The organism is Paenibacillus terricola (genome assembly GCF_014779765.1).
Lineage (GTDB): Bacteria > Bacillota > Bacilli > Paenibacillales > Paenibacillaceae > Paenibacillus_T > Paenibacillus_T terricola.
Map to the genome: position 1 here is coordinate 817,146 of NZ_JACXZA010000002.1, position 26,538 is coordinate 843,683.

At 47.1% G+C, this 26,538-nt stretch carries 29 protein-coding genes; 5 read left to right on the plus strand and 24 right to left on the minus strand.

Annotated elements, in window-relative coordinates:
- Positions 1–7: 7 nt before the first annotated feature.
- Positions 8–697, minus strand: coding sequence for a TetR/AcrR family transcriptional regulator (locus H8B09_RS11040; RefSeq protein ID WP_191203539.1), 690 nt, complete (start codon positions 695–697; stop codon positions 8–10).
- A 157-nt stretch (positions 698–854) separates the two neighbouring features.
- Here H8B09_RS11040 and H8B09_RS11045 point away from each other — a divergent pair, with 157 nt between their 5' ends.
- Positions 855–2,336, plus strand: a complete 1,482-nt coding sequence (locus H8B09_RS11045) for an MDR family MFS transporter (RefSeq protein ID WP_191203540.1) — start codon at positions 855–857, stop codon at positions 2,334–2,336.
- A gap of 84 nt (positions 2,337–2,420) precedes the next feature.
- Here H8B09_RS11045 and H8B09_RS11050 read toward each other — a convergent pair whose 3' ends face one another.
- A complete protein-coding gene (locus H8B09_RS11050) occupies positions 2,421–2,840 on the minus strand; it encodes a GNAT family N-acetyltransferase (RefSeq protein ID WP_191203541.1) in 420 nt (139 codons plus the stop codon).
- A gap of 68 nt (positions 2,841–2,908) precedes the next feature.
- Here H8B09_RS11050 and H8B09_RS11055 point away from each other — a divergent pair, with 68 nt between their 5' ends.
- Positions 2,909–3,457 (plus strand): GNAT family N-acetyltransferase, encoded by a 549-nt coding sequence (locus tag H8B09_RS11055; protein WP_191203542.1) that lies wholly within the window; start codon positions 2,909–2,911, stop codon positions 3,455–3,457.
- Between the two features lie 11 nt (positions 3,458–3,468).
- On the opposite strand, the gene H8B09_RS11060 is transcribed toward H8B09_RS11055, so the two are convergent.
- From H8B09_RS11060 to H8B09_RS11095, 8 genes are all read right to left on the minus strand, one after another.
- Positions 3,469–3,915: a GNAT family N-acetyltransferase gene (locus H8B09_RS11060; protein WP_191203543.1), complete on the minus strand. Its 447-nt coding sequence runs from the start codon at positions 3,913–3,915 to the stop codon at positions 3,469–3,471.
- Positions 3,912–4,388, minus strand: a complete 477-nt coding sequence (locus tag H8B09_RS11065; protein ID WP_191203544.1) for a GNAT family N-acetyltransferase — start codon at positions 4,386–4,388, stop codon at positions 3,912–3,914. The genes H8B09_RS11060 and H8B09_RS11065 overlap by 4 nt, the downstream gene beginning before the upstream one ends.
- 130 nt (positions 4,389–4,518) lie before the next feature.
- Complete coding sequence (locus H8B09_RS11070) at positions 4,519–5,736, minus strand: MFS transporter (protein WP_191203806.1); 1,218 nt, start codon at positions 5,734–5,736, stop codon at positions 4,519–4,521.
- A 42-nt stretch (positions 5,737–5,778) separates the two neighbouring features.
- The gene (locus H8B09_RS11075) at positions 5,779–6,807 is read right to left on the minus strand and encodes an ROK family protein (RefSeq protein ID WP_191203545.1); all 1,029 of its coding nucleotides are present in this window, start codon (positions 6,805–6,807) and stop codon (positions 5,779–5,781) included.
- A 190-nt stretch (positions 6,808–6,997) separates the two neighbouring features.
- Positions 6,998–7,771 (minus strand): helix-turn-helix domain-containing protein, encoded by a 774-nt coding sequence (locus tag H8B09_RS11080; RefSeq protein WP_191203546.1) that lies wholly within the window; start codon positions 7,769–7,771, stop codon positions 6,998–7,000.
- Between the two features lie 406 nt (positions 7,772–8,177).
- Positions 8,178–8,588 carry a GNAT family N-acetyltransferase gene (locus H8B09_RS11085; protein WP_191203547.1) on the minus strand — a complete coding sequence of 137 codons (411 nt, stop codon included), beginning with the start codon at positions 8,586–8,588 and terminating at the stop codon, positions 8,178–8,180.
- Positions 8,575–10,077 carry a flotillin lipid rafts scaffold protein FloT gene (gene floT, locus H8B09_RS11090; protein ID WP_318152583.1) on the minus strand — a complete coding sequence of 501 codons (1,503 nt, stop codon included), beginning with the start codon at positions 10,075–10,077 and terminating at the stop codon, positions 8,575–8,577. The genes H8B09_RS11085 and floT overlap by 14 nt, the downstream gene beginning before the upstream one ends.
- Before the next feature lie 30 nt (positions 10,078–10,107).
- Positions 10,108–10,641, minus strand: a complete 534-nt coding sequence (locus tag H8B09_RS11095) for an NfeD family membrane protein (RefSeq protein ID WP_191203549.1) — start codon at positions 10,639–10,641, stop codon at positions 10,108–10,110.
- A gap of 419 nt (positions 10,642–11,060) precedes the next feature.
- Between H8B09_RS11095 and H8B09_RS11100 the strand changes: the two genes are divergently transcribed.
- Entirely contained in the window at positions 11,061–11,228 is a 168-nt protein-coding gene (locus H8B09_RS11100) for a hypothetical protein (protein ID WP_191203550.1), read from the plus strand.
- A gap of 62 nt (positions 11,229–11,290) precedes the next feature.
- Here H8B09_RS11100 and H8B09_RS11105 read toward each other — a convergent pair whose 3' ends face one another.
- The 10 genes from H8B09_RS11105 to selD all read right to left on the minus strand — a co-directional run bounded on the left by H8B09_RS11105 (position 11,291) and on the right by selD (position 19,838).
- Positions 11,291–12,184, minus strand: coding sequence for a dihydrodipicolinate synthase family protein (locus H8B09_RS11105; RefSeq protein ID WP_191203551.1), 894 nt, complete (start codon positions 12,182–12,184; stop codon positions 11,291–11,293).
- Positions 12,185–12,524: 340 nt separating this feature from the next.
- Positions 12,525–12,929, minus strand: coding sequence for a hypothetical protein (locus H8B09_RS11110; RefSeq protein ID WP_224753467.1), 405 nt, complete (start codon positions 12,927–12,929; stop codon positions 12,525–12,527).
- The gene (locus H8B09_RS11115; protein WP_191203553.1) at positions 12,922–13,371 is read right to left on the minus strand and encodes a TlpA family protein disulfide reductase; all 450 of its coding nucleotides are present in this window, start codon (positions 13,369–13,371) and stop codon (positions 12,922–12,924) included. The genes H8B09_RS11110 and H8B09_RS11115 overlap by 8 nt, the downstream gene beginning before the upstream one ends.
- A 17-nt stretch (positions 13,372–13,388) precedes the next feature.
- On the minus strand, positions 13,389–13,850 hold the full coding sequence (locus H8B09_RS11120; protein WP_191203554.1) for a thioredoxin domain-containing protein: 462 nt from the start codon (positions 13,848–13,850) through the stop codon (positions 13,389–13,391).
- A 16-nt stretch (positions 13,851–13,866) separates the two neighbouring features.
- Positions 13,867–14,277, minus strand: coding sequence for a hypothetical protein (locus H8B09_RS11125; RefSeq protein WP_191203555.1), 411 nt, complete (start codon positions 14,275–14,277; stop codon positions 13,867–13,869).
- Positions 14,274–14,870, minus strand: coding sequence for a MauE/DoxX family redox-associated membrane protein (locus H8B09_RS11130; RefSeq protein ID WP_397376056.1), 597 nt, complete (start codon positions 14,868–14,870; stop codon positions 14,274–14,276). The genes H8B09_RS11125 and H8B09_RS11130 overlap by 4 nt, the downstream gene beginning before the upstream one ends.
- A 282-nt stretch (positions 14,871–15,152) precedes the next feature.
- On the minus strand, positions 15,153–16,289 hold the full coding sequence (locus tag H8B09_RS11135) for a hypothetical protein (protein ID WP_191203557.1): 1,137 nt from the start codon (positions 16,287–16,289) through the stop codon (positions 15,153–15,155).
- 156 nt (positions 16,290–16,445) lie between these two features.
- On the minus strand, positions 16,446–17,369 hold the full coding sequence (locus tag H8B09_RS11140; protein WP_191203558.1) for an aminoglycoside phosphotransferase family protein: 924 nt from the start codon (positions 17,367–17,369) through the stop codon (positions 16,446–16,448).
- Between the two features lie 114 nt (positions 17,370–17,483).
- On the minus strand, positions 17,484–18,521 hold the full coding sequence (gene mnmH / locus H8B09_RS11145) for a tRNA 2-selenouridine(34) synthase MnmH (RefSeq protein ID WP_191203559.1): 1,038 nt from the start codon (positions 18,519–18,521) through the stop codon (positions 17,484–17,486).
- A gap of 267 nt (positions 18,522–18,788) precedes the next feature.
- Entirely contained in the window at positions 18,789–19,838 is a 1,050-nt protein-coding gene (selD, locus tag H8B09_RS11150; RefSeq protein WP_191203560.1) for a selenide, water dikinase SelD, read from the minus strand.
- A 143-nt stretch (positions 19,839–19,981) separates the two neighbouring features.
- Between selD and H8B09_RS11155 the strand changes: the two genes are divergently transcribed.
- Positions 19,982–21,064 carry a permease gene (locus H8B09_RS11155; RefSeq protein ID WP_191203561.1) on the plus strand — a complete coding sequence of 361 codons (1,083 nt, stop codon included), beginning with the start codon at positions 19,982–19,984 and terminating at the stop codon, positions 21,062–21,064.
- Between the two features lie 59 nt (positions 21,065–21,123).
- Here the strand turns inward: H8B09_RS11155 and H8B09_RS11160 are convergent, their stop codons facing one another.
- From H8B09_RS11160 to H8B09_RS11175, 4 genes are all read right to left on the minus strand, one after another.
- Positions 21,124–22,179, minus strand: a complete 1,056-nt coding sequence (locus tag H8B09_RS11160; protein ID WP_191203562.1) for an ROK family transcriptional regulator — start codon at positions 22,177–22,179, stop codon at positions 21,124–21,126.
- Between the two features lie 179 nt (positions 22,180–22,358).
- Positions 22,359–23,150 carry an SDR family oxidoreductase gene (locus H8B09_RS11165; RefSeq protein ID WP_191203563.1) on the minus strand — a complete coding sequence of 264 codons (792 nt, stop codon included), beginning with the start codon at positions 23,148–23,150 and terminating at the stop codon, positions 22,359–22,361.
- A 38-nt stretch (positions 23,151–23,188) separates the two neighbouring features.
- Complete coding sequence (locus tag H8B09_RS11170; protein WP_191203564.1) at positions 23,189–24,052, minus strand: RNA polymerase sigma-70 factor; 864 nt, start codon at positions 24,050–24,052, stop codon at positions 23,189–23,191.
- Complete coding sequence (locus H8B09_RS11175; RefSeq protein ID WP_191203565.1) at positions 24,030–25,343, minus strand: phytoene desaturase family protein; 1,314 nt, start codon at positions 25,341–25,343, stop codon at positions 24,030–24,032. Before H8B09_RS11175 ends, H8B09_RS11170 begins: the two co-directional genes overlap by 23 nt.
- Positions 25,344–25,751: 408 nt before the next feature.
- On the opposite strand from H8B09_RS11175, the gene H8B09_RS11180 reads away from it, so the two are divergent.
- On the plus strand, positions 25,752–26,480 hold the full coding sequence (locus H8B09_RS11180; RefSeq protein WP_191203566.1) for a GH12 family glycosyl hydrolase domain-containing protein: 729 nt from the start codon (positions 25,752–25,754) through the stop codon (positions 26,478–26,480).
- The last annotated feature ends 58 nt before the right edge of the window (positions 26,481–26,538 follow it).

Here is a 26,538-nt window from a genome sequence, read left to right on the forward strand (position 1 = left end):
CTTATCCTTACTGACTCATCCCATATAAAATCTTACCGGCAAGACGATCCAACCGTTCCTGCATGCCGTCATCGTCACTGCTCTGCGATTGTACGGCACATAGAAGCTGGCGCTTCTTAATGAGATAGTAGTCATAAAGCGCATTCCTCAGCGTCAAATTCTGCTTCATCAGATATACAGGATCCATCAGGTTCCGGAAAATCAATTCATCCTGCATAATAAGCAGCGTTGCATTCTGCTGAATAAAAATGCCTTCGTTCATGCCCTTCTCATAGAACATCCGCAGCCGATCGTTGCGGGCGGCAATGGCTGATTCAAGCTTGCCATACAACTCCGGGAACGTCTCCCGCAGGTCTTTCAAGAAAGGCTCCGAGCGATAGCTTGCGATCAACAACGTCCGTACGAACGTGTTGCGGAAGCGCTCCTCATAGGAGCTCTCTGCTCCTGGCAGGTCCTCTGCATCATTCTCTTCGACGCTGTTTACGAATTGATCAATGACTAGGTCAATGATCTCATCCTTGGAACTGAAGTATTTGTACAATGTTGCCTTAGAAATATCCATCTGCTTCGCAATATCGTCCATTCTAAGCTGTTGAAAGCCCGAATTTCGGAAGGGGACCAACAGCTTGTTGGCGAGCCTGCATTTGCACTCGAGGTCATTATATCGGAAGCCGGGTTGTTCCTCCGGTTTCTTCATTCCACGTTCCCCCTTTATGTCTACAGTATAATCGAATGTTTGGATAACGTAAACATTGTGTACGAACTATACATTTTTAATGAATTTAGTTTACTTTGGTTAGGGCGTGTAGTATGATGTAGAAACTAAAAAAGACAGGAATTGGAGTGAAGGAAACATGCTGGAAAATGCTGCTCCGACCCACATAAAGTTCTGGCCGATCATGATCGCAATCTTCTTCGGCTCGTTCCTCAGTGTCATGGGCATCAGTACGATTAATATTGCCCTGCCCTTTCTCATCGAGGATTTCCACAGTGATCTGAATACGATCCAGTGGGTACTGACAGGATTTATGCTTTCGCTAGGTGTTATTGCACCATTAACCGGTTATTTGGGCAATCGGTTCGGGTTCAAGAAGCTGTACTTGTATTCCATGGTCGGCTTTGTCGTGTTCTCACTGTTGTGCGCATTGGCGTGGGATACAACATCGCTGATCGCCTTCCGTATTCTGCAAGGTGCCTTCAGCGGTCTTGTTCTGCCGGCGACGATGACGATTATCTTTCAAGTCATCCCGCGTGAAAAGCAGGCGTTCGCAGTCAGCATATGGGCATTGTCAGGTATGCTCTCCCCTGCATTCGGCCCGACGCTCAGCGGCTGGCTCATTCAGAATTTCAGTTGGGAATGGTTGTTCTACATCAATATTCCGATTGGCATTATCGCTATCGTCTTCATTCAACTAATGATCCCGGACTATCGAATCGGCAGCCGCAAACCGCTTGATATCGCAGGTCTCGCAATTGTAGTAACAAGCAGTACAGCACTTCTGTTGGGCCTTAGCGAAGGACGGCAATGGGGCTGGACCTCGTGGAATACATTAGGGCTGTTCGCACTTGGAATTGTGGCGCTGTTGCTGTTCATTTGGCGAGAGCTTCATACTGAGCATCCGCTGCTGAATCTTCGCGTGTTCACGAACGCTCGGTTTACGATCTCATTGATTTCAGCAACTTTAATTATGATCAGCCTATATTCAGGCACGCTGCTCATTCCGCTATTTCTGCAGAACGTGCAGCACATCTCGGCTTTGGATACGGGGATCATCATGCTCCCTGCGTCTCTTATCATGGCGCTGTTCATGCCAGTAGCGGGAAAGCTATACAGTCGCTTGGGGCCTCTCTGGCTGACAGTTGCAGGTATCATCCTTATTCTGATCGGCAGCTACGAGATGACTCAATTGGATGTCGGCGTTTCCCATACGTACATTATTGTCTGGATGACAGTCCGCAACATTGGCGTATCTCTCGCTGCTGCAGCTACTGGTACGGCGGGTATGGAGGAAATATCCGGTGCGCTTTCCGGCGATGCATCCGCAGTCAATAACTGGGTGCGCAACGTAGGCGGCTCGTTCGCCATTGCGCTCTTTACCTCCCTGCTCATCTCCCATGAGACTTCGCATGGTCAGACGCTTGCAGCATCCGGAACGCAGGATCAAGCGACAATTCCGCTGCTTGCGTATACGATGAGCGTGAACGATGTGTTCATGGTGGCTACGATTATCGTTGCCATTGCACTTCCGCTCGGACTGCTCGTCAGGAAGAAACGAATAGCTACGCCAGCTACAGTCTCGGAAGCCGGACTCGCAGGCGCTGAGCAAACTTCTTAATTTTGAATCGATAATAACTGAAGGCCCAACCACTTGTCCTGGAGGACAGACGGTTGGGCCTTCTTGTGTCTATTACAGAATCGTTTAATGGGTATCCTTAGAATACACAGAGAACCCGCTCCGCTTCTCCCAGTTATTTCGGGTCCAGAATTGATTGCCTACCTCATTGTCGTCGATAACGAAGATATGACATTTGTCGATTCCTTCTTCGCTTAGTTGGTGCAGACACCGGTCAACCATTTGCTGTCCGATTGACTGCTTGCGATACTGTGGCGATACTGCCGTATGATAAATAAAGCCTCTTCGGCCATCGTGTCCGCACAGAATCGTACCGACAATGCGTCCTTCGATCTCGTAAACAAAGCTAAAACCCTCATTCCTGGCGAGATACTTCTCAATATTCGTTCTTGAGTCTGCATTGCTAACTGACAGCCCTTCAATGCTGCGCCATAGAGCAATCATTTGATCATAATCTTCAATATGCATCTCACGTAGTCCGGTCATGCCCGTTCAACTCCTATTGTTCATGTTGTAATCCCAATACTTAAATCATAACGGAAGGCACGAATATAATGAACGAGAAATTAATCGAACTACGTCATTTTATAATGAAAGATGCACCTGAACTTCTTGCTTATAAAATAAGAAATCGTACGTTCCTCCAGCCGCTAGAGCCGATACGGAACGAACAACATTACACACTGGAAGGCACGCAGCTTGAGCTTGCTTCAGATAACGAGAATCAAATTAACGGCTTATCTTGTATATTCGGGGTATTTCTAAAAGAGTCCGGACAGCTCGTCGGAAGAATCGCGTTAACGGGCATCTCAGGCGGCGCATTTCTTAATGCATACATGGGCTATGCTATCGATCAAGCTCATAACGGCCAAGGCTTTGCAACGATTGCAGTCAATTATTGTGTCCGGCACGCATTCGAGCAGCTTGGGCTTCACCGAATTCAGGCAGGTGTCATGCCCACTAACAAAGCTTCCCTCCGTGTCCTAGAGAAAGCAGGTTTTCGGGAGGAAGGCTTAGCGAAGCATTATTTGCGCATCAATGGTCGTTGGGAAGATCATGTGCTGCTTGCCATTACGCAGGAAGACATAAATTCAAACGGATGACGAGCCATCACCTACTTGGTAAAAATAGTCCGATAATGTATTCGCCGATATTCCGGTTCAAACCCAAACTGTTCATAGAGCGTCAGTGCCGCTCCATTACAACTTTCAACGCTTAGACGAACATCGACCGCTCCTTCTGCTTGCAATCTTCGCAGCATCTCATTTAGTATGGCACGGCCAACACCACGCCTTTGCCACTTACGCTTAACGGCGATTGTCGGAATTCGAGCATGATTATCCCTATTTATGGCGCAAATCAAACCGATAGACTCCCCTGTCTCATCTACACATAGCAAATAATGTTCGGGAGCAAACTCGGCTCCTTGAAACTCATGCGCGACACTCTCTGCCGATTTGTTCTTACCGAATGCGTCACTATAAATTTCCGCCCACTTGCCAGCGTCTTCAAGTTTCGGCGAGCAGAATCGGAAGCCGCTCGGTGTAACATCAGGATTCATCTGACCCACAGGCGAAGACACATGATGTGCAAGCTGGATATCTCCTCCATACCCAAGTTCATGCCTAACGTTGTCTCCCCCGGAATACTTGTCATGGCACGATGAATGAAATGAATTGGCTTCTTCTCGATTTGTGCGATTCGTTCAAGATGCGCGAACAGATGATGGAATATCGCTGTACCAATGCCCTGTATCCGCCAATCCATATCGACGGTCGCATAGCAATACACAGCATTATGCGTACTTTGATCAACAAAGAACAAGGAGTAATAACCCACAATCGTACTTCCTTTTATAACAACAAACGTATTGTCACGTCCACGTTCGCCTGGCTCGTCGAGCTCTTGTTCGAACATCTTAGTCGTCGTTCCAAAGGACATATGGTGACGATCCTTGTTGATCATCGAGACGATCATCTCTGTATCTTCTTGACGATGGATGCGAAACAGCAATCCAGCCTGATTAAGCTTCACAAGCACAGCCCCCTTCAAATCGTAGTAGCTTAATCATACCGCGTGTAAGGAATAGCAAGGGATATAATGATTGGCTATAGTCATTTATACACAGATCAAAACCGCCATAAATGGCGGTTTCATCATGCACTTATATAACTTCTCTGCGCTTGCGCAAAAGCATATACAGAATGACACCCGTTACCGCACATAGTGCTGCACACAGCCCGATGAAGCCGTATCCCGCTTGAAGTCCTCGCAGTAACCCTTTATCAGAGTCAGATCCTACCGATTTCTTGACCAGCTCAATGATACCACCGATTACATAGTTGCCGATGACGCTGCCGAGTCCCATCGATGTTACGGTGAACGTAATCGCAGTATCGCTGCCGTTCGGATAACGCTTGGCGATGAATGCCATAACTGTCGGATAGATCATTGCGATGCCGATACCTGCTGCCGCGAACAAGAACGCATATGTTTCCCCACCAAGAATGGCGGCAAATGTGCAGAGAGCAGACATGCCAGAGAATATAATCAGCGACAGCGTGAAGCCGATTCGGTCCGTCAGTGGTCCCAACAGAAGTCGGGCGAGCGCGAAACATAAGAAGAATGCAGACAGCATACTCGATGCTCTCACCGTGTTCCAGTCGTACGCTTTCTCCAGGAAGTTAACGAGCCACCCGCCTACTGCGAGCTCCGATACGACGCCGAATGTAAGAATGCACACCATCAGCCACAGAACGGGATCTCGCAAGAGGCTTCGAAGCGGCGTACGTTCCTCATGGTTAATTTCATCTCCCGGAAACTTGCTAAGCAGTGCAAATACGATTGGCACAATGGACAGCATTAGCATAACGAGATACATGCCGCGCCAGTCCAGCGTATGACCGAAGAGCGTAACTTTCATCAATCCCGTTGCGATGAGAGGTGCAACTGTCGAGCTAAGTCCGTAGAAGCCATGGCTCAAGTTCATCATCGTGCCTGTATTTCGAACGAAGATCCGTGCGCCTAGTATGGCAAGACCAATCTCCAACATGCCGTTGCCAATGTACATCAAGAAGTAAGATGCAGAGAACATCGTGTATTGCTTCGAGAAATAAATGAGGATGCCGGAAATCGCCATCGAGGCAAAAGCGATAACCGTAACCCGCTTAATCCCCCATATCCGCGTCAACCAAGCAGTGAAGGAACAAGCGATCAAATAACCAAGAGCATTGAGTGATAATAAGGTACCCAACTGTGATTCATTCAAGCTGAAGTCGAATTGGATGCGCGGTATCGCGGGCCCTTTAATATTTTCCGAGAAACCAAAAATGATAAATCCGATAAAAATCGTTGCTAGCTGCATCATGTACAGCTTTCTCATCTTGCCAGTTGCATTCTCCACTCCCTGTTGTCTCCTTTATGCTTATCTTTTCGCGATGATTTGCAGTTGGTACGTTAAGCTCTCCAGCGTTGCGGTCGCAAGACCAGTCATATATTCGCGATTGGTATCATTCTTCACGATGAGCTGCGGCATGTGTACTTCTGGAATGTCCTTCAGACAATGCTGATATAACTCATCAAGCTGAGAAGCTTGTGGCAGATCGCCTGTAATCGCAATCGTCACCGGGTTGATGATCGCGATGATCGACGATAACGTGTGAGAAGCGAGCCGTATAAACCCCTCTTCGGTATGAAGCTGGCGCAGTTGCTCCTCGCGCGTAATACCGAACGGCAGGAACGATACTTCGCCCCCGAACTTCGTATTTCCAGACAAGATCCGTCCGTCAACAATGAAACCCGCTCCAGGAAAATGATTTCTCGGAAACGTAACGACTGCGAACGTTTTGTCCTCTTCGATATTAAGCTCGTGGTAAAAACCATACACCGTCATGTTCATATCGTTCTCGATCGTAACGGATAACTCGTATTTGTCCTCAAGATATGGTCCAAGCGGTTGATTCACAAGCTCCGGTACGTCACAGACACCGATAACGCCGCGGTGAACGACCCCCGGGATGCCGATCCCGATCGCCTGAACATTGCTGCTCTCGTTCATCAACGCATCAATGTGCTGATCAATAATCCCGATATCGATTCGGTCCAACGCATGAACGGCCTCGCGAAGGGTCTCTCCCAACAGATTCACACTGCTTGTATGGATGGACAATATACCGCCCTCTGTTTTGATGAGCAGACAAATGACACAGCCGAAGTCCGCGTTATATTTGTACTGCTTCGCGGGCCGTCCGCCGCTTGGCCCTTCCGTCTCCATCTCAATCACTTCATTCGACGCGACAAGCTCGTTCAGAATGGTGCCGCAAGTGGCAACGCTAAGTTTCGTTAGATTAGCAATTGACGCCTTCGTACCGGTTCCTTGCGCCTTCAACGTATTCTTCACAAGCTCAACGTTCATCTTCTTCACTTGAAGAGTGTTATGCGTGTGCGGATTCATCGTCCCACTCCTATATTCAAACACTTATTAAAACAATTTTAATAAGTGGAGTATAAGCCTCATTTACTAGTGATGTCAACGAGTTATTACGTATGCTAGTCCCTTATTTTTGATCGAGCTAAGGCTAAATAAATAGAGAAAGAGACAATCTCTACCGGCTGCTTGCCGCTCAAGATAGTCTCTTTTCAAGTTACCGCTTATAAGATGCTATCATTTCACCTGCTGGCACCCCGTTAATGATTAGTCCTTCAATGCTGCAATTCTCAATTCTGACGCCATCTAAGTTACTGTTCATAATCACACTGTTCGTGAAATCTACCGCATCAATATGTATCGGCTCGTAAGGTTCCGGCTGGAGCAGCCAGCTATCCTTAAGCGACGAGCCTTTAATCCGCATACCGGATAGATTGCAGTTCACCAACTCAACATTAGCCAAGTCGCAGCGATCGACCGTGCTGTGTTTAAAATCATTTTCCGCGAATCGAATAGGTGTCGTATGTCCGCCTAGATCGTGGATAACAGCGCCGTTCATTTGGCTGAATCCGATCTTCAATCCGTCCAGATCCAAATGCTTCAGAGAGAGATTAGCCATGCCGCCATGGTGAATTCGCATTCCATTAAGCCGACTGTCGAATATTTCGGCGCCGTCCATCACTACATCTCGCATGATAACGCCACGCAGGTTCGAGCTCTCGAACTTTGCTTTTTCCAGGTCTTCACGCACCATTGACTTTCTCGCATGAATCTGAGTCTCTACTCGTCCGAAAAACAATGAATCAATCGTACAGTTAAACAGCTTTGAGATCTTCGGCAGTAAAGTGATGTCCGGCGTCGTAATGCCTGTCTCCCACTTGGAGACGGCTTGACTGGTCACGCCTAGCAAATTACCTAACTCCTGTTGAGTCATATTGCGCTCGACACGGAGTACTTTAATGCGTTCATGAAACTTGATCTCTTCTACCATGGAGGAGAATCACCAACTCTCTTCAGGATGAACTTATGATGACATAGGTTGGAACTAGCTGACAATGGAAGCAAAGTTGATCGTGTACAACTATTGGTTGTATCGAATGCTTAATCAAAACGTATAACATCATAATTACATTATTGTAATTGATGTCCCCGAGAATGAAGTTGTCTTGCTAAGATTGATTAACCGAGTGTTAATAAGACCGCCCAGTCCCCTTATCCGTAACTTTGTAAGTCATATTCTCATTATGACGGATCAACTGAACATCCGGATCTATGAATGAATACTGCTCTAGAACGGTCCTATAACAATTTGAAAGAACCATACTCTCACATTACACTCCAATATGAATTATTGGATACAAATTGAATAAAGCCCGCGCCAGGCGCGGACTTCATTCCTAATCATTAAGCTGTTTTTTGAGAAAATAGTGCTGGTGTCCGCTTGGCGCATCTTCGATGATCGCGATGACCTCGTATCCATACTTTCGATAGAAATCAGGCGCTTGGAAACTGAATGTATTCAGCTTGATGAAAGAGCAATGATGCTCCCTCGCAATCCGCTCAGCTTCCGTTAATAAGCGGGATCCGAGTCCCTCGCCGCGATGATGCTCATCCACCCAAATAATATCAATCTCCATCCAGTTCCAGCACACCGCGCTATTGAGACCAGCGATGATATCACCTTGGTCATTCTTCACACACAGATTGACCTCTTCATAACGTCCATTCGGTACATGAGCCGAATTGAATGCGATGAGTTGGTTTCTTACATGGGACGCTTCTTCAGTCGTACCTTTAATTAGCTTCATCAGTCAATCCTTTAGATTCTGCGTTTCCGGTTGCGACGTTGTTTTGTCTGTTCGTCAGTCCTTTAATCAACTTATTCAGATCAAGACCGGATACGCTCTTCAGCATCTCTGGAGCCGTCGCCATTAGCGAGGTGACATAGTTACTTACTCTAGCGGCACCTTCACCATGACCGGTGTCAACAACCGTCAGTTGATCAATCCCTTTAATCGGCTCAGCAACTTTGCCGGCGAGTTCTGGCAGCATTTTGACGACGATATCAAGCACGGCAGCTTCTCCGAATTTCTCGAAAGCTTGCGCAAGCTTCTCCTTCGCCTCTGCTTCTGCTAAGCCTCTCAGACGAATAACCTCCGCCTCCGCCGTACCTTTCGCGCGTTCTGCATCCGCTATTGCGAGGCCTTCAAGCCTGCGCTGCTCCGCATTTGCTCTTGCCTCTGCTTCGATCCGGTATTGCACGGCATCCGCCTCACGCAGCTGCTTCGCTTTATCGGCTTCAGCTGCCTGCTCAACTGCATAACGGTCTGCATCGGCTTTCTTCTTCACTTCAGCATCGTACTGCTTCTCGCGGCGAAGAATTTCTTTGCCTTCGAGGTCGATCTCACGCTCTTTGCGAACGAGCTCTACGCGCATCTGTTCCTCGACCACAGACTGCTTCGCACGAGCTTCGTGAATCGAATAGGCTTGGTCCGCTTCTGCTTTCGCCGTGTCCTGCTCCTTCTTAAACGCAGCGATCTTCAGCTCTTTCTCCTTGCCGGCCTCTGCGATATTCGTATCCCTCAGCAGTTCCGCCTTCTGGCCTTCTTCTTCCGCTCTTGCTTTCTGTATTCTCGAGTCACGGATCGCTTCAGCCTCAGCAATGTCCGCATCACGCTTAACAGCAGCAATACGCGGTTTACCGAGTGCTTCGAGATAACCATGTTTATCTCTTACATCCTTGATCGTGAAGGAAACAATCAAAAGTCCCATTTTCTTCAAATCGCGTGCGGCAACGCTTTGTACTTCTTGCGCAAACTTGTCGCGGTTACGATATACTTCTTCCACTGTCATGGAACCGAGAATCGCACGCAGATGACCTTCCAGCACCTCTTGGGCTTCAGATTTCAAAGACTCAATTGGTTTGCCCATGAACTGTTCAGCCGCTGTTGCTACGTCCTCAACAAGACCACCGATTTTGATGATCGCTACACCATCTGCGAGAACAGGCACACCTTGTTCTGTGTACACTTCAGGTGTCGATACATCAAGCTTATGAGACAGAAGCGATAGAAACTCCGACTGCTGGAAGATAGGCAGAATGAATGCGCCACCACCGCGTACGATTTTGATTTTACGACCGGTATCATCGGTAGAGACGTTGCTGCTGCCCAAGAAAGAACCGGTAACGATCATTGCCTCATCCGGACCGACAGTCTTATATCTCGCCCAGAATGCAAGCCCCAGTACAATAATAACTCCAACAACAATTGACGGTATAATCAAATAATCAGGCATATTCAAATCTTCTCCTCTCTCTGATTGGATTTATATATCGAATTTCGATACGAACAGGACACCTTCTGACGCATCGACATCGACAACGATAATTTTGGCTTCCGATGGAATATCAGTTCCATAAAAGCTGGAAGCAATATAATTGGAACGCGCTGCGCCAACCTGAATCAGGACCTCACCGAATCCTTGTGCGGGAATCGGGACCAGCACCTCGCCAATCAGACCTTCCAGCTCGCGAATCGAGAACCCTACTGAATTCTCGCTCCTTTCCATCGGTCGGATGTAAGCGAAGTACAAGCCCAGAGCAAGTGCTGACGCAATGAGGAATGTTAGGATGAGAACCACGATATTACCCAATTCGGTGTATTCATGTAGAAGCAAGCCTGCCCCGCCGAATATCGTTACCCAACTAGCAATGACAGTAGGTCGGAATAAGCTGTACCCTTCGACCGACAAGAAATCGAGCGCACCGTCCAGCGATGCACTAATCCAATCACCTAATAGAACACTAATTATGGCGAATAGAATGCCTCCGACTAGACATGACAAGAATAGCGTTTCCATTCCTACACCTCCTTTACAAATTGCTTAGCAGCAGCTAACGAATGTTTACGATAACGTTGGAGTCAGGCTTTTTAGTGACCCTAAATATATGCCATCATGCGCAACGAGTATGCCGTCATCTTGCAAACGTACAAAAGGAGCCCTTGGCGACAGGCTCCTCCTATGTATGAAACGTATTTGGTTAACTTACTATAACTGCTGCTTATTATTATTTTACTATCAAACACTTCAGATGTAAATGTTTTACTTTACTAGTGTGTACATCCTACGACGAATACAGCAGAATCAGAAATCCAATACGACATGCTGCCAATCCCTCATCATTCAGACCTTCCCCTATTCCGTGACTTACATCGTTGAAAAAAGGAAATACTTGTGTCGTAGCCGTGACTTTCGAGCGGAAAAGGAGGGAACACTTCATGCACCAATATCCAACCGCATCTTTACCGGTAGATGCCGTTCAGCAGATTCAGGATCTCGAGCATGCGTTATCGCGATCAACGGGAGACAATATCATTCTTATTGCGTACCAGCAGGACTCGAACGAGCAATCCGATGCTGCTCAATCGTTCTACGATAAGGATTAAGTACATAGTGAATGAAGCGCTTAGCCCAGGGAGGATCGACTTCTCTGGGCTAACTGCATTCCTTAAGATTGAAGCGCTAGACGTTGAATAACTTCGTCCAATTGTTGTCGTGCTTTCTCATCCAACCCTTGAATCGGCTGAGGCAGATTGGGGTTGCTGCCAATTCCGAGCCGCAGCGCAGCGGAGGCGATTACACGTAATCCGCCATGCTGACGGAACAATTCCCATAGAGGCTCCAACTGTTCCGACAGCGCCAGCGCTTCCTCTGCACTGCCTGTTAGAGCAGCGCGTGTAATTCGAAGACTGATCTCCGGATATAATCCACCAAGTACCGAGTACCATATATCACAGCCTGCGTTTAATCCAGCTGCAGCTGACCAATCCCCGCTAATGCCGATTTTCACATGTGAAGGGATAAGAGCGCGAAGCTGGTCCACCCTCGCCTTCGCTTCATCGTGGTTCGACGATACAGGCGGGATTTTAATCGAACCAATATTCGGCAGTTGAGCGATCTCGCCCAATAATTCATCACGGAAGGTGAAATGCGTCACGCGAGGATTATCGTACACACATAACGGAATCGACAACGAACGAGTGACTGTTTCATAGAGTGAGTAAACTTCCCGTTCAGTCAACGGCTGATAGGAAACTGGAGCTAACAGCACTGCACTTACGCCTGCTTCCTGCGCATCTTCCGCAAATTGAAGAACATCACGCGTACGCAGAGAACCAATCCCAACCATAACCGGGATTCCATTCGCGTGCTGTACTGCAAATGTTGCAGCGCGCTTCCGTTCTTCTCGCGTAAGATAGGCATAGCTGCCGGTTGATCCCAAAGCGCTTATCGAGTCGACCTTCGCATCTGCCGCCCGCTGTATGAGTCGAATGAAAGCCTCCTCATCTATTCCTGATTCGTTCATTGGTGTTAGTGGAAATGCAGATAGACCTGTAAACATAATCACCACTCCTAGTAGAAGCTTCTCAATATCACTATGTAGCTCATCATATCGGTTTGGACCATTGAACACAATCCATCTGCAGGTCAAAAATGGAAGTTCGTAATATAAAAATCACCCCTCATTCGAGGGGTGATCTCTACAATCTAGCAGCAGCCGAGATTATATTGGCTAGTCAGTGTGCAAACGCCATCGCAATTGTAATAAATTTTATATTGAAAAGTTCTTTGATAATAAGCGCCGCCGGAGCACTGTGTGCTCAAGCAAGTTGCCGCGATTGGGCAAACTGAGTTATCAACTACACATGCCATGATTGTCACCTCCCTTCATAGGCAGTTTGTTAACCCTCGCCTACCGTAATATAAGTCTTACAAATTGGCCGTTCTTCTATTTCCAGCGAGTATTCGTAAACCCCCTCTTCGATAACCGGGAATCGAACATGTCCTATCATATCAATCCCTGGCACTCGGCCTGGCGGGCGCATATTCAAGATTGGCTGCAGCCCTACATAACTAAGAATCTTACCTGAAGCATTTCTTACAACAACGGCTGGAGAACGATTCTCCACATCGCCTTTCATCGATTCGGGAAACAACACCTTGACCAGCACTTCCGTTACAACCGCTGCAGGGAAAATGGGTACAGTCACATGATTGTACGCGTGATGCACATTATGAAACTTTTCTTTGCTGTTGAACTGAACCTGCTCTGCGATGACGAGTTGGCCAACCACTTCATTAAGCATTCCGATCACCTTCACTGTTCAGCGCTTGCGCAATTTGATCAAGCTGTTCGCCGTTCCCGTATTCAAGCACTTGTCCATCTGTATTCACAACATAAACGAATGGCGTGACCGGCACGTTGAAGTGATCATCATAATCCTCTAAGAACGAATAGATCGGGAAGTCAAACCCGAAGTATTCACGCATATCTTCCGTTTCCTCCAGATCACCATCTGTTACGAGAATGAAGCGATGATTGCCATTGAAACGCGCAAGCTCTGGAATTAATCGCATGCATGTACTGCAAGTCATCGAAATGAAATAAAAGATCGAAGTCGATTCAAGTTTAGGGGTTGGAGAAAGCTTCTCATAAGGAAACCTTTCGTTCTCGTCAAAAGGAGTAAACTCCGTTTTGCGCCCCCCATAGGCTTCCATAAATTTGCTCTTCAATTTCTCTAGCGACATGAATTCACCCTCTTCGTCTATACGATTTTGACTAGCGGTTCAACGATATGATCGAACGCCCCCATGAACAGACAGTTGTTCGTTTCTACAACCTGTCCTAACCGATTAAGTACAAACCCGCTTGGCAGCTCCATTACCCGCATTCTCTTCGTCAGGTCATGTTTCGTTACCCGATAAACATGTGGTACCCGTTCACCGAACACTTGCTGCACTTCTTCAAACATTTCTTCTTTACAGTAGATCAGAATGGCTATGTTATAACGCTTATGATGCTGCTCAAGGAACTGATCGAGTATTTCCATGGATTCCAGACAGCTTGTGCATTCAACACTGTAGCATAAGAAGAACAAGTGGTTCGTAATGAGATCGTACAACCGGAGCTCCCCTGCGTTCAGTGTTTGAATCGATATATCCGGCAAGTAATCGCCAAGGATAAGCGGGGACTTGAAGTACCTACTAATAGAATCAGGTTGGTTCATGCTCTTAAGCTCCCTTCTAAGCAACGTCAAAGATTCGGCTGTGCTCGCGAATTCGATACTTCTGATCCGTGATCAAATAAGAAGGCAAGTCCATCAATTCAAGCTTACGAAGTCGCTCCGCATCTTCATCGGCAATAACTTGAATTCCAGCAGGCAGCTTTCTTTGCATCAGATCTGCTTTCCAAGCAGGCGCTTGTAACAATACAAGAATAGGAATCTCGCCATACTTCCTACGAATGTGCTCGATGTGACGCATATAGGCTCTATCTTCTAACCCGATGCCAAGGAGCGCTGTAACAGGACTTAATGAAATGCCCATCTCTTGCAAAATTACACTCTTCAGCCGCTGCTGTCGTATGCGAATGATACGAACCGAAACGGTAAACGCTGTCATGAATATAAGCCAAATCACAATGCCTAGTGTCATAATGCCACCGCCTCCTTCTTCAGCTTATTCATATACGTCCATTCCACGTATAGCTGATAAAGATAAGCGATGGATGAATAGATGAGAAACATCGTAACATGCGGGTGTTCAATGCTTATGTAGGATGGTTGAAGACTTATCCCGAGCAAGGCTAATAGGGCGAGTATCGTATTGCGCACAATCGCGAGCTTCTGGTTCGTAAACTTATCGCTTCTGCCGAAGCAGGAGCACTTGATCGGTTTCTTGCTTAACTGTTGGCGCAGGAAGAGTAAGGAGAAACAAGCAAGCAATAGAAAAGCAGCAATGTAGCTGATACCAAGGAGGATGTTTAACGAGAAGGTAACACCAAGCAGTAATTCAAGTCCAAGAACAGCAATGGATGCTAAGTAAGTCTTCCAATTAAGCTGTTTGCCGATAACATTGAAATCAACGATGGCGTATAAAAAAGGTCTGAAGCTGAGGAGTTTGGCCATGAACGAACTGAAAAACAACAGCGAAAAGATGCCAGGTAAAATTAGAATCGCAACCCCTACTTTCCAAGTGAGCGCTTCCACTTCTGTCCAATCACAGTTGTCTTGAGAGGATAATAGCATAGTGTTCGGAGTGAATCAACAAATTTATTTATCTTTTTATGGTTTTATTAACTGATTTAGTCATCTAGATAGCAAATCAGATAATGTTGATATTAACGATTGGATTACTACTTTTTTTTATGATAAGTATGAATAACAAAGCACCCCTCCTGTTAGTCAGTTTCACCTCCTATCACTAGAAAATTCGATGAACAGAATCGCAATCACCGCTATACGATGCACAAAAGGCTAAGGGGAAGTCTCTTACTCCATCCCCTTAGCCCTCTAATACGAACTACTGTATTACTTCCCAGTCATCGCAAATTGCAAATCGCTGATCGACAAGAATTCAACGAGCTCATCGTCGTTTGTGTTAAGTAGCATACTTAAATAATAGGACGGCTTGTTCGTTGACTCATTCATCTCTGCTTCGGTAAGAAGATGTAAGGACCCCACCGTGTCACCGCTGCTAATTAAATAAGTCAAATACGGTGATTGATAAGAAGTCGCTAGTCCATAAAGCCCCTCTATCACTTTCCGACTGTTTAGTAGTCCCGCACCACGCACCGTCTTGTAGAGCGTCTTGGACTCCTCACTCAGTCGGATCGTTAGTGCGACTACTTTGTCGTTACGATAAGCTACCAGGATGCCGTCATATCCAACTCCGCCGATTCGCGAATCTGATATTGGCTCCCCCACGATGGCCTCAGCTTCCTTCCTCGTCATGCCGAGTGATATCGCGGACTGAGCTCCTCCATCAACTTTAATCATAGATAAGTCTGCTAGCGTAATCGGCAGAGCGGGTTCATCCAATATAACAGCCTCGTTCATCTGAGTAACGTGTTTCTCTAATGCTTGTGTATAATCACTGCGTGAGATCTGAATACTGGACAGGCTGCCTAGTGCGTTCGATCCGAACTGGAGTTGATAAAAATCGGGTTGCCCTTCAAGCTGTTTCATCAACTCTTCTCCTTGCACAAGGTCAAGCGAATCAGTCTTACTGTCCCAATGATACCCGTATGCCATTGAATTCGGGATGGAGGCTTCTCCAAGTTTCTCGACCGCTTCATTCGGGCTTGTTTCCAAGCTAATCCCGTTCGACAACGAAGAATTCTCCCCGAACGAGAATAACGCAAGATGATCATCCATATAACCGACCGTCACATCGTCATACATATAGTAATCGCTGCCTTCTGGCGAAAGGTATGCTTCAGGCTCTCCGAGCAGATTATCGATCTGCTCCTTGGACATTCCCATCTGTATCGTGACCGTATTCCCGTCCTTCTGCTGTACAATCGTTAACGCCTTATCGGATACGATCAGATTATCCTCAGCATTATGCTTGTTTAAGAGAATCAGTGATCCACCTGCGGCGGCTGCAAGCACAACTCCCGAAATAACGGAATACACCAATCTTCTTTTATGGTTCAACAGCCCCACAAGACTTCCTCTTTTCATAATTCTCTATATGTAACACAGACAGTAATTGTATATTTCGACACCATCCTTATTTTACCTTTTTAAGCATCTTTACTATCAAAACAAAAACGTATGTTCCATTCACAGTTACGCGAATGGAACATACGTCGTATATAACTAGTCCTCAACTCGAGCTACGCATTCATTGAAATAAGCTAACGCCTGCTCATATTGCGGCGTGTTCACATAATAATTCAAATGATCGAGCCCTATCCAAATATGATATGCGTGCTCAAAGTCCTCGAAATCTATCGCATTATAGTCCGTCGTATAATGCGCTAAGAAGCTGCTTCGGAAAGTGTTGTATACTTGTTGATCGTTGTATTGGAACTTCATCCAATACGTCAATCGCGCGAGCTCCGCCATCCAATTGTACGACATTGCATCATCCCAATCGATCAACGTTAGTTCGCCTTGAGCATCTATCATGACATTTTTCGTCGACAGATCTCCATGATTCAACACCGATGGCAAATTATCGCACAGGCGCAGTCTCGCCATTATTTGCTCCTTAAGCAGGTTTAGCCGGGACTGCTCGAACAATCCATGACATATCAAGGCATTCGAGATATCGTCATAATTGTCACTCATGAACGCCGAGAACGACGTATAGCCAGCCTCGCCGCTGCCGATATAACCATAATTGCGAACTCGAATGGCATGAACCTGGGATACCAGTCGAGCTAATTTGGCATAAAATTCTGAACCTGACTCTAAATCAAAAGCAATCAACGCAGCGTTCGTGCCAGGCACATACTCCTCGATTAGATACCCTGTCTCGAAATAGGGATCGCTGCGATCAAAGACGATGAGCTTCGCACATCGAATGTGATGCTCGATTAATTGGCGGTTTACGTATGCCAGCTTGCCGTCTTCTGGCCATGTTCTCTGTTTATAGGTTTTGAAAATATACGGCTTGCCGTTCGCAATGATCTTATAAACCTTATTATTCGGCACGTTCTCGAATGGCTCAATGGCATCCACTGTGCCTTGTACAATCTGTTCAACCTTATTCCGTATGTATGCGTAATTTTCGTTCATCGCTCCCCCACCTGCCTCCCTCTATTCAAGGATGATTACAACAAACCCTCTATCTTATGATAGAGGGTTGTACAATCCATATATAGATCAAGTTCAAATCTAGTCATTCTCTGCCTAATGAGCAGCTTGCCGATCCAGAATAGCCCGAACTTGATTCACCGCATCGTCCAGACTCCGGACAGATAGAGTCATCTGCGGCGATTCCTCATATTGATCCGTCGTATAGTTGTATCTTGGATCATAGTAGTACTCTAGCAGCATCCGAACAGCCGGTTCATATCGTTCAGCTTCCAGACAAGAAGCAATCTCAGTTGCAATTGGCGTATGAATACGAGATTTAATGCCATTAAAAGCTTTCAGGTACACTTCTTTATGTCCTGTCGGATAATCCTCGAGAATGCGCTGTACTCGCATATCCACTGGCGCTTCGATCATAATCGACGTACCTGCTTCCTTCTTCTTGACGAGAAAATCAGGAAGAACAGCCTTGCCGATACGCTTGCTCTCCGCTTCAAGAACGACGTAGGGCGTATCCTGCAGCGTCAGCAACTTCTCCAGCAGCAAGGCTTCGAACGTTTTCTGATTGTTTGCTCGTAGCCCGACCTCACCAAAGATCGATCCACGATGACCTGCCAGCTGCTCCAGATCCAATACAGGATAACCTTCTGATTCAAGCTGCTTCAATATCGCCGTCTTCCCCGTACCCGTATTGCCATGCAGCACAACCGCGTTTGGTTTAAAATCAAACGATTCCAGCGTCTCGACGACCCACTTGCGATACGCACGAAATCCGCCATTCAGCCGATAGACATGTATGCCCATCAATGAAAGAACGGTTGCTGTCGTTCTACTGCGCATACCGCCCCGCCAACAGAACACAGCCTTTTTCTCTTTGATCTGATCGATCTCGCGGATGAATGCAGGAAGTTTCGCAGAGACGACCTCTAGCCCTCTCTCCTTCGCGGCTTGAATGCTCGTCTGCTTGTACAGCGTACCGATCTCGGCACGCTCTTCATCATTGAACAGTGGGATGTTAATGCTGCCAGGGATCGTCGATTCCCGAAATTCGGATGGGGATCGAACGTCAATCGTAACGAGCTCCCTATTGTCTCGTTGGGCTCTAAGTTCTTCAATTGTAATGTCTTGAAACAAGTCGATTCGCTCCTTACATCAGGATCTTTGAACGGAGTTCAAAGTCACTCAGCTGCTACATCAGGATCTTTGAACGGAGTTCAAAGTCACTCAGCTGCTACATCAGGATCTTTGAACACGACATAGGGATCTTTGCGCTCGCGCAAAGTCTCTCTGCTATCAAAGTCACTCTGCTGCTACATCAGGATCTTTGAACACGACATAGGGATCTTTGCGCTCGCGCAAAGTCTCTCTGCTCTTAAAGTCACGCTGCTTTACACCTTCAGGTTATTCAACAACAATGTGGCCGGGATGCTCGTCGACGACATGACCGATGATGCTTGCTTCAACGCCTTGCTGAACAAGCTGTTCAAGCAGTTGATCGGCTTGCTCTGGATTAACCGAGATGAGCAGCCCACCTGAAGTTACAGCATCGCACAGGATCCAGCGGTCGATCTGATCCATCGAATCCGGGAAAGTGACGAACGGCTGAATATGATTGAAGTTATTTTTTGTTCCGCCTGGTACAAAGCCTTGCTCGGCAAGCTCGCGAGTACGGTTCAGCACCGGTACTTGATCCTTTACGATACGTAGTCCAGCACCACTGCCTTTCGCCATCTCCGATGCATGACCTAGCAGACCAAAGCCTGTTACGTCCGTGCAGCCATGCACTTCATAATTGCTCATGATTTCAGCGGCTGTCTTATTGAGTGTCGCCATTACGTTCGTCACGCGTTTTACTTCTTCTTCGGACAGTTGGTCCTTCTTGATCGAGGTCGTCATAATGCCAACGCCGATGGGCTTCGTCAGAATCAGCTTGTCGCCCGGCTTCGCGCCAGCATTTGCTTTGATTTTGTCCGGATGAATCAGCCCTGTAACTGCCATTCCGAACTTCGGTTCTTTATCGTCAATGGAGTGACCGCCAACGAGCGTCGCTCCCGCCTCTTGTACTTTATCAGCAGCACCGCGCAGAATGTCTGCCAGCACTTGCTTGTCTAACGTCGTAATCGGGAATGCGACGATATTTAATACCGTTAATGGCTTGCCGCCCATCGCATAAATATCGCTTATCGCGTTCGCCGCCGCAATCTGGCCGAAGGAGTAAGGATCATCAACGATCGGCGTGAAGAAATCGACGGTTTGAACGAGCGCCAGTTCGTCGTTCAAACGATATACGCCAGCATCGTCACTCGTATCCAGTCCGACGAGCAGATCAGGATTGGGTGTCGTTGGCGGAAGACTGCGAATGACTTGCATGAGATCCGCTGGACCGATTTTGCAGCCGCATCCGCCTTTGCTTGATAATGATGTAAGTTTAATGGATTCCGCTTGAGTCATGACACACTTTCCTTTCGAATTGCTCGTAATGTATTGCCGATAACATCCTTCAGTAATAGTACATCATTCAGATTACTATCGCAAAATGAATGCCGCTTTGTGATATAATGTTGAAGCTTCAATTAGAATGATGGAGGGTAAGTATGTCGCAGCACAATCAAACATCGATGAGACAACAGGGTGCCAACTTGAAAACCATTCTGTTGATTCTGGTATTCATCCTAATCGCTGCCGCAGGGCTAAGTTATGTGAAATGGTGGCCGTATTATCATAAAGCAATAAAAGCAATAACGGACCATACGATTGGATCTTCGATCTTAACAGGTAAAGAACCAACCGTTCCAAGTCCCTCCTGGAATGCAGCCTGGAGTTATGCTGTTACTTATTACAAAGCAGTATGGAAAGCGGCTGTACTCGGCATTGTGCTGGGATCGCTTGTTCAAGTCCTGCTCCCTTCAGGTTGGTTGCAGCGTGCATTAGGCCAAACATCGCTTCGCAACACAGCGATTGGCGGCATGGCTTCTGTTCCTGGCATGATGTGCACATGCTGCGCGGCTCCGATTGCAATCGGCCTGCACAAGAAGAAGGTTTCTCCTGCTGCGACCCTAGCGTTCTGGCTCGGCAATCCGTTGATCAACCCGGCAACGCTCATCTTCATGACATTCGTACTATCGTGGAAATTCACGGTTATCCGTATTATATTCGGACTTCTTATTACGCTGGGCGTGAGCTACTTCGCTGCTCGACTAATGGGTAACGCGGAAGTTTCGAATGAAACCATGGAGAAATCGATGCCAATGGAACCACAACCACAGCGGGAGGCGCCAATGTGGCGCAGATGGATGGTTAGCATGTGGACAATGATACTCAATGTTGTACCAGCCTATTTCATCTCGGTGCTTGTACTTGGAGCTGCAAGAGCTTGGCTCTTCCCTTCACTTGGCGAGACAGGCATGGATATGGCGTTGATGGTCATCATTTTCTCCATTGCGGGCGCATTGTTCGTCATTCCAACGGCTGCAGAGATTCCAATCATTCAGTCGTTCTTGGCGCTTGGATTCGGCGGCGGACCAGCGGCAGCGCTTCTCGTTGTCCTGCCAGCGGTCAGCCTCCCTTCCCTGTTAATGATACGCAGCGCCTTCCCAGCGCGGGTCGTCTGGTTTATTCTCACCGCAGTGATTGGCTTAGGTTTAATAAGCGGCATTGTCGGTGCCATTGTTATATAAATAAGCAAAGCGAAAACCACCTGAAATGGAGTCAGGTGGTTTTCCTCATTTTACCCTTGTTACTCATACATGTCAGAGCCCGTAATCATAAGATCAAGCGCCAAATGCTGCAGTCCACTCAAGTAATCTTCCTTGAAGTCACTCTTGAGCAGCACCGGCAAATGTTTCCTAGGCATATAGGTCGCGCTGCGTTCCTTGATCTTAGCTAGAAGTGCTTCATCAATCTCTTCGTTGCAGAAAATGACTGCTTTCGGGTTCGTAATCCCTGTAAAAGTCGCGATAAGACGGGCTACGGCATCGATCTGGCCATCTGTTGGCACTAGACTTGCGTTCTCGCTGGAACCATTATCGCTGCTGCCATTCTCATCTTTGAGTGCCTGTACGAAAGATCGATCCCCATCTTGCGGTACCAACGCAATCTCGCCAGCGAAGAATGTGCTCCCCCGTACAACATCGCCGTTGATCATAATACCGGAGCCTGGTCCATTCTGCCCGAAGTACAGATAGACAAGAGACTCGTTCTCAATCTCATTGTTGGAAGCAAAGCCAAGCACGGACGCATTCATATCGTTCTCTACAATAACCGGAATCTGGAACCGAGATTCGATCGTCTCTTTCAAGTCATTATCGAGGAAGTTCGGATATGGCGGTATGAAAATAATCTGCCCGTTGCTCACTGCGCCTGGCACACCAATGGCAATCGAGCGGAGCTTCGGATATTTCTCAATCAGCGACTCAACGTGATTGCCCAGCAGCTGCACATCCTGTTGAAGAACGCTTGGCATTATGCCTTCTTCCTTGATCTCGCCAATACAGTTGAAGACGGTGTAATTCGTTTCTGTTTTCTCCACGAAGATCGCCAATCCCAGCATATATTCCGGGTCATAAGCATACCGTTTCGCGCGTCTGCCGCCGCTCGAATCATCTTCGCCTACATAATGAATTTCGCCATCCTGCTCCATCTGCGTAAGAAATTTGCTAATCGTGGGGAAGCTAATGCCAAGGCGCTGGCATAAATCCGCCTTCGTTGCGCTGCCCATCATAATGAGTGCAGCTCGAATGCGCTGCGTGATTGCCTTCTTCATCTCTTTGGGGGACGTGTGTATATCAGTCATAAGGTGCATCACCTTTCATTGCGAAATCACTCAACTTATTAAATAAGTTTAATAAGTTGAGATCATCATAGCAAATAACCGATGGGAAGAGCAATATGAAGAAGCGATTTTGGCTGTAAAAAAATAAAAAGCCGCTAAAATCGCGGCTTTCTTCGTATATGACGTTGTCGATTAACCAATCAGAATCCGCCTCTAGAGTGAATAATTTGCCCCGTAATCCATTGAGAATCTTCACTTGCTAAGAAAGTCGCCAACCGGGCTGCATCGTCAGGTGTTCCAATCCGCCCCATTGGAAATTGCGGCAGAAGTGCTTGCTTCACATCATCAGACATCCAACCCGTATCTGTAGGACCAGGATCAATTGCATTAACCGTGATATGCAAAGTAGCAAGCTCTGCAGCAAGTGATTCAGTAAATACAGAGATAGCCCCTTTCGTAGCTGCATATGCGAGATTGCCGGGCATTGGACCTTTGCCTTGGCCCGATGTAAAGTTGATGATACGGCCTTCAAATAAGGTAGAATGCGCCCGCTGCTCCGCTTCGAGCATTCGTGCGAATTCAGCAGACAGCATGAAAGTGCCTCTAATATTGACAGCACAGTGCGCATCGATAATGGCCTCGTTCATCTGACGAAAGTCTGTATCAACACTATACGTAGCATTGTTGATAAGTATCGTTGGCAATCCTATCGTCTGACGAGCCGTTTCAAGCAAATGCATCGCTGCACCAGAAGCGGCCAAATCCACACTCATATGCGCAACTTGCACATTCAATTGGCGAAGCTCATCAGCGAACTTATCCGGCCAATGCAGATCAGCGCTATTCGGATAATGTAATTGTTCGTAGTCATACAGGTGAGTGAAGAAAATGTTCGCGCCTTCCTGGGCGAATGCTCGGCAAATGGCAGCCCCGATTCCCCCTTCACGGCTAGCACCCGTGATAATAGCTGTTCTGCCTTTCAATCTAGTCATGAGACATTTCCTCCAATAAAATAAACCAATACTAGTAATTAAATATGCCGCAGCTTATCGGGGTTGGCGACGATGTAAATCGTTTCAACTAGATTGTTCTTATAACCGAACGAATAAACATATTGTACCTGATCCTGGATTCGGAATTGAAGTCCAGGCATCCCGTTCACAATACAATAATCCATTAAGTATTGGCCATCGTTAATGCGAAGAAGGTTCGTGAAGAATGCACTCACCTTGTCGATGCCAACAATCGGAATCCTAGCCGCTTGAACCTTGCCTCCGCCATCGCTATATACAACAACTTTATCGCTAATTAGTTCGAGCACCCTACTCGTGTCCCCCATCGCGATCGAACGGACGAACTCCTTAATATAAGACTCAGCGATCGAGATCGATGGCATCTGTTCAGGCTCAAAATGAATGCTATGCTGAGCGCGATGATAAATTTGCCTGCAGTTCGCACTGCTTTTCCCTACCATATCTGCAATCTCATCGTAACCGTAATAGAAAATTTCCCGCAAGAGAAATACCGCGCGTTCGACCGCATTGAGCTGCTGAAGCAGAAGTAGATAAGCAGTCGAGATCGATTCACGCTGCATATAGGCAGCCGATGGATCATCATCCGGTGACTCCCGGTTAATGAGAGGCTCCGGCAACCAAGGTCCAATGTACAATTCCCGCTGCTTGGCGGAGGATCGCAATAGATCCAAGCAGCGGTTTGTCACCATTTTATATAAATACGCCCGTTCATTCTGAATGGATGAGACATCTGGCAGTTGATCATAAGTGAGAAATGTTTCTTGTACGATATCTTCTGCATCCATAACGCTTCCCAGCATTCGGTATGCCAGAGAAAACAGCTGTGTGCGGTACGAATTATACAATGCTTCTGTGCTCATGAATTACCTTATTCTCCGTTTCTGTGTGTGAGAGTATATGGGCAACAGCCCGCTTCGCGCTTGCTGTCGCAGCATCTACAAGCATTTCACCATGCGATACCCATTCTCCTGCTACATACAATCCAGTAATTTCCGGTACAACGGGTCCCGGTTTCGATTGGCGCTGCAGATGGACGAAGTCATGCGATACCGTCATATTCGGAAGGAATTGCTTGGCCGCCAGCTCATTCCGCCAGCCGGGATGCACAGTATCCAGTAGTTGTTCCAGATCCCGCAAATCTTGATCGGCATCTTTCTCTTTGCCTTGGTATTTAATGACGCTAATCACCTGAGCGCCTTCATCACTCAAATGCGCTGCTTGCGAGTGATTCGATAGGAACACCGTCTGATCAATGCCATATACGATATTGATTTTCTGCTGCGGCACTTTACGTAGGGCAACGTCTAATGTAGCTGTTGTCATCTCAATGGCTTGCTCTTTCCAGATGCGCAGCGCTGTTGCTTCCGCTTGGGGAACTAATTGATAAGCAGCTGCTGGTGGTATAGCTGCAATAACGTTATTAGCCTCGATCACCGTACCATCCTCACAACGAATCTGCTGCACACGTCCTTCCTGATGCTCAATCGCAACGACTTTTTGTTTTGCAATGAATTGAACACCAAGTGCTGCTGCCCGCTGACGCATCTCCTCTATGATCGAAGCCCAGCCTCGATCCATATACATGACACCATTCAGAGCACGCTGCAGTTGTTGGATGACCGGTCCTGCTGCTTGCAGATCAGGCGCCATCACATAGGTGGACGAGCGAATAAGCGAATATAAAATATGACGAGCCATCGGATCGTTCACATTTCCCTCCACCCACTCACGTACGCTCAAGTGGTTGTAATTATCGGTCTGTATCTTACCGAGCTTCGTGAACCATTTGGCAAACTCCATTTTGCCTTTCACAGTGAGGAGCGATGTTGTTAGCAGCGATTTAACACCTACAGGCATCGTACTAATCTGACCTTTCCATAATCCATGCGCTTCGATAGCGGGCTTACCACCCTTCAAGCTTAACTTCAAGTCACGGAAGGTTGCGAGGGCATCGCCATGAAACAGGGCATGACCGCCCAGATTGAAGTAATGTCCTTGCTTTTTGTTCGTCATTGCTCTTCCGCCGAGCCGCTCCTGCTTCTCGATTAGAATGGTGCGTTTGCCTGCTTGCGCCGCATACAGTGCAGCCGTTAAACCTGCAACTCCCCCGCCTACAATTGCGATATCGAAATTCGTTGTTGGAATCGTCATATCCGTCATCCCTTTCGGTTTTGATACTCGTATGACGGGAAGCTCATTCCGTTTGTGACAACAATGGAACCATTTCTTGAGAAAAATACGAAAGGACTCTCTGAAATTGCTGAAAATGCTGACATAACACGGGTTTTGTCGATCTGACAGATGTAATGTATGTTCATGTTATTAATGAATTTATTATATTGATTTGCCAAATATTGAGTATTATAATCGTCTACGAAAGCGCTTTCTATCCCACAACCGTAAGGAGGTGATCATTAGTGTAGAAGTTCGTCGTCCGTCCCAGAACGCCGTCGTCTGCCTCCCCGTTTCACCGATGACGCAAGTGAGCATGAAGCAGGTTTTTTCGTTTTAACGATGAATCGAGGAATGTACACCAATAATTATAGGAGGTTATTCGCTATGAGAAACAAAGGCCGTACAACACTGATGTCTTTGGTTACCGCACTCATTCTCGTATTCTCTTCCTTCTCGGTCGCTTATGCTGCTACTTGGAGTTCCTCTGCACAATGGGCAACATGGACGAATGGCGGTTACACGATTTATAACAACATTTGGGGCAGCGGCGCAGGCTATCAAAGCATCTGGGCGAACTCGTATAGCAACTGGGGCGTATGGGCGCAGCATCCGAATACGGGCGGCATCAAATCGTATCCGAACGTTACGAAGACGATCAACAAGAAGATCAGCGCCATCTCTACGCTTAAGAGCAGCTTCAATGTAACGGTTCCTTCGAGCGGTTCGTACTCCTCCACGTACGATGTCTGGGCAGGCACGAACAACGCTTATGAAATCATGATCTGGATGAACAAAGCTGGCGCAGTCAATCCGATCTCGTACAACTGGTCCTCTTCAGGCACGCCTGTAGCGGTATATTCGAATGTTAGCGTTGGCGGCCATACTTGGAACGTGTACCAAGGCAGCAACGGCGCGAACGCCGTCTACTCTTTCGTCCGTACAAGTAATACGAACTCCGGAACAGTAGACATTCTAGCAATCACGAACTGGATTAAGTCTAAAGGCTGGTTCAGCGATGTCGTCGTGAACAGCGTGCAATTCGGCTTCGAGATTACCTCTTCCGCATCTGGCTCTGATTTCATGGTGAACAGCTATTCCGTTACCAATAGCTAAAACGGTTTCGTGGCTAACTCCTCTAAGGGGGGGGGGCGCATAAGGTACTAGCACCTTA

Bases quoted from the DNA above. Each gene is read 5' to 3' on its own strand.
- H8B09_RS11055 (WP_191203542.1), top strand. From the start codon at position 2,909: ATGAACGAGAAATTAATCGAACTACGTCATTTTATAATGAAAGATGCA.
- H8B09_RS11105 (WP_191203551.1), bottom strand. From the start codon at position 12,184: ATGTTTACAGGTCTATCTGCATTTCCACTAACACCAATGAACGAATCA.
- H8B09_RS11160 (WP_191203562.1), bottom strand. From the start codon at position 22,179: ATGACTGATATACACACGTCCCCCAAAGAGATGAAGAAGGCAATCACG.
- H8B09_RS11060 (WP_191203543.1), bottom strand. From the start codon at position 3,915: ATGAATCCTGATGTTACACCGAGCGGCTTCCGATTCTGCTCGCCGAAA.
- selD (WP_191203560.1), bottom strand. From the start codon at position 19,838: ATGACTCAAGCGGAATCCATTAAACTTACATCATTATCAAGCAAAGGC.
- H8B09_RS11175 (WP_191203565.1), bottom strand. From the start codon at position 25,343: ATGACGATTCCAACAACGAATTTCGATATCGCAATTGTAGGCGGGGGA.
- H8B09_RS11070 (WP_191203806.1), bottom strand. From the start codon at position 5,736: ATGAGAAAGCTGTACATGATGCAGCTAGCAACGATTTTTATCGGATTT.
- H8B09_RS11130 (WP_397376056.1), bottom strand. From the start codon at position 14,870: ATGCTATTATCCTCTCAAGACAACTGTGATTGGACAGAAGTGGAAGCG.
- H8B09_RS11100 (WP_191203550.1), top strand. From the start codon at position 11,061: ATGCACCAATATCCAACCGCATCTTTACCGGTAGATGCCGTTCAGCAG.
- floT (WP_318152583.1), bottom strand. From the start codon at position 10,077: ATGCCTGATTATTTGATTATACCGTCAATTGTTGTTGGAGTTATTATT.
- H8B09_RS11140 (WP_191203558.1), bottom strand. From the start codon at position 17,369: ATGAACGAAAATTACGCATACATACGGAATAAGGTTGAACAGATTGTA.
- H8B09_RS11095 (WP_191203549.1), bottom strand. From the start codon at position 10,641: ATGGAAACGCTATTCTTGTCATGTCTAGTCGGAGGCATTCTATTCGCC.
- H8B09_RS11165 (WP_191203563.1), bottom strand. From the start codon at position 23,150: ATGACTAGATTGAAAGGCAGAACAGCTATTATCACGGGTGCTAGCCGT.
- H8B09_RS11170 (WP_191203564.1), bottom strand. From the start codon at position 24,052: ATGAGCACAGAAGCATTGTATAATTCGTACCGCACACAGCTGTTTTCT.
- H8B09_RS11080 (WP_191203546.1), bottom strand. From the start codon at position 7,771: ATGGTAGAAGAGATCAAGTTTCATGAACGCATTAAAGTACTCCGTGTC.
- H8B09_RS11075 (WP_191203545.1), bottom strand. From the start codon at position 6,807: ATGAATCCGCACACGCATAACACTCTTCAAGTGAAGAAGATGAACGTT.
- H8B09_RS11125 (WP_191203555.1), bottom strand. From the start codon at position 14,277: ATGACACTAGGCATTGTGATTTGGCTTATATTCATGACAGCGTTTACC.
- H8B09_RS11155 (WP_191203561.1), top strand. From the start codon at position 19,982: ATGTCGCAGCACAATCAAACATCGATGAGACAACAGGGTGCCAACTTG.
- H8B09_RS11120 (WP_191203554.1), bottom strand. From the start codon at position 13,850: ATGAACCAACCTGATTCTATTAGTAGGTACTTCAAGTCCCCGCTTATC.
- H8B09_RS11085 (WP_191203547.1), bottom strand. From the start codon at position 8,588: ATGAAGCTAATTAAAGGTACGACTGAAGAAGCGTCCCATGTAAGAAAC.
- H8B09_RS11045 (WP_191203540.1), top strand. From the start codon at position 855: ATGCTGGAAAATGCTGCTCCGACCCACATAAAGTTCTGGCCGATCATG.
- H8B09_RS11040 (WP_191203539.1), bottom strand. From the start codon at position 697: ATGAAGAAACCGGAGGAACAACCCGGCTTCCGATATAATGACCTCGAG.
- H8B09_RS11110 (WP_224753467.1), bottom strand. From the start codon at position 12,929: ATGCTTAATGAAGTGGTTGGCCAACTCGTCATCGCAGAGCAGGTTCAG.
- H8B09_RS11180 (WP_191203566.1), top strand. From the start codon at position 25,752: ATGAGAAACAAAGGCCGTACAACACTGATGTCTTTGGTTACCGCACTC.
- H8B09_RS11050 (WP_191203541.1), bottom strand. From the start codon at position 2,840: ATGACCGGACTACGTGAGATGCATATTGAAGATTATGATCAAATGATT.
- H8B09_RS11115 (WP_191203553.1), bottom strand. From the start codon at position 13,371: ATGTCGCTAGAGAAATTGAAGAGCAAATTTATGGAAGCCTATGGGGGG.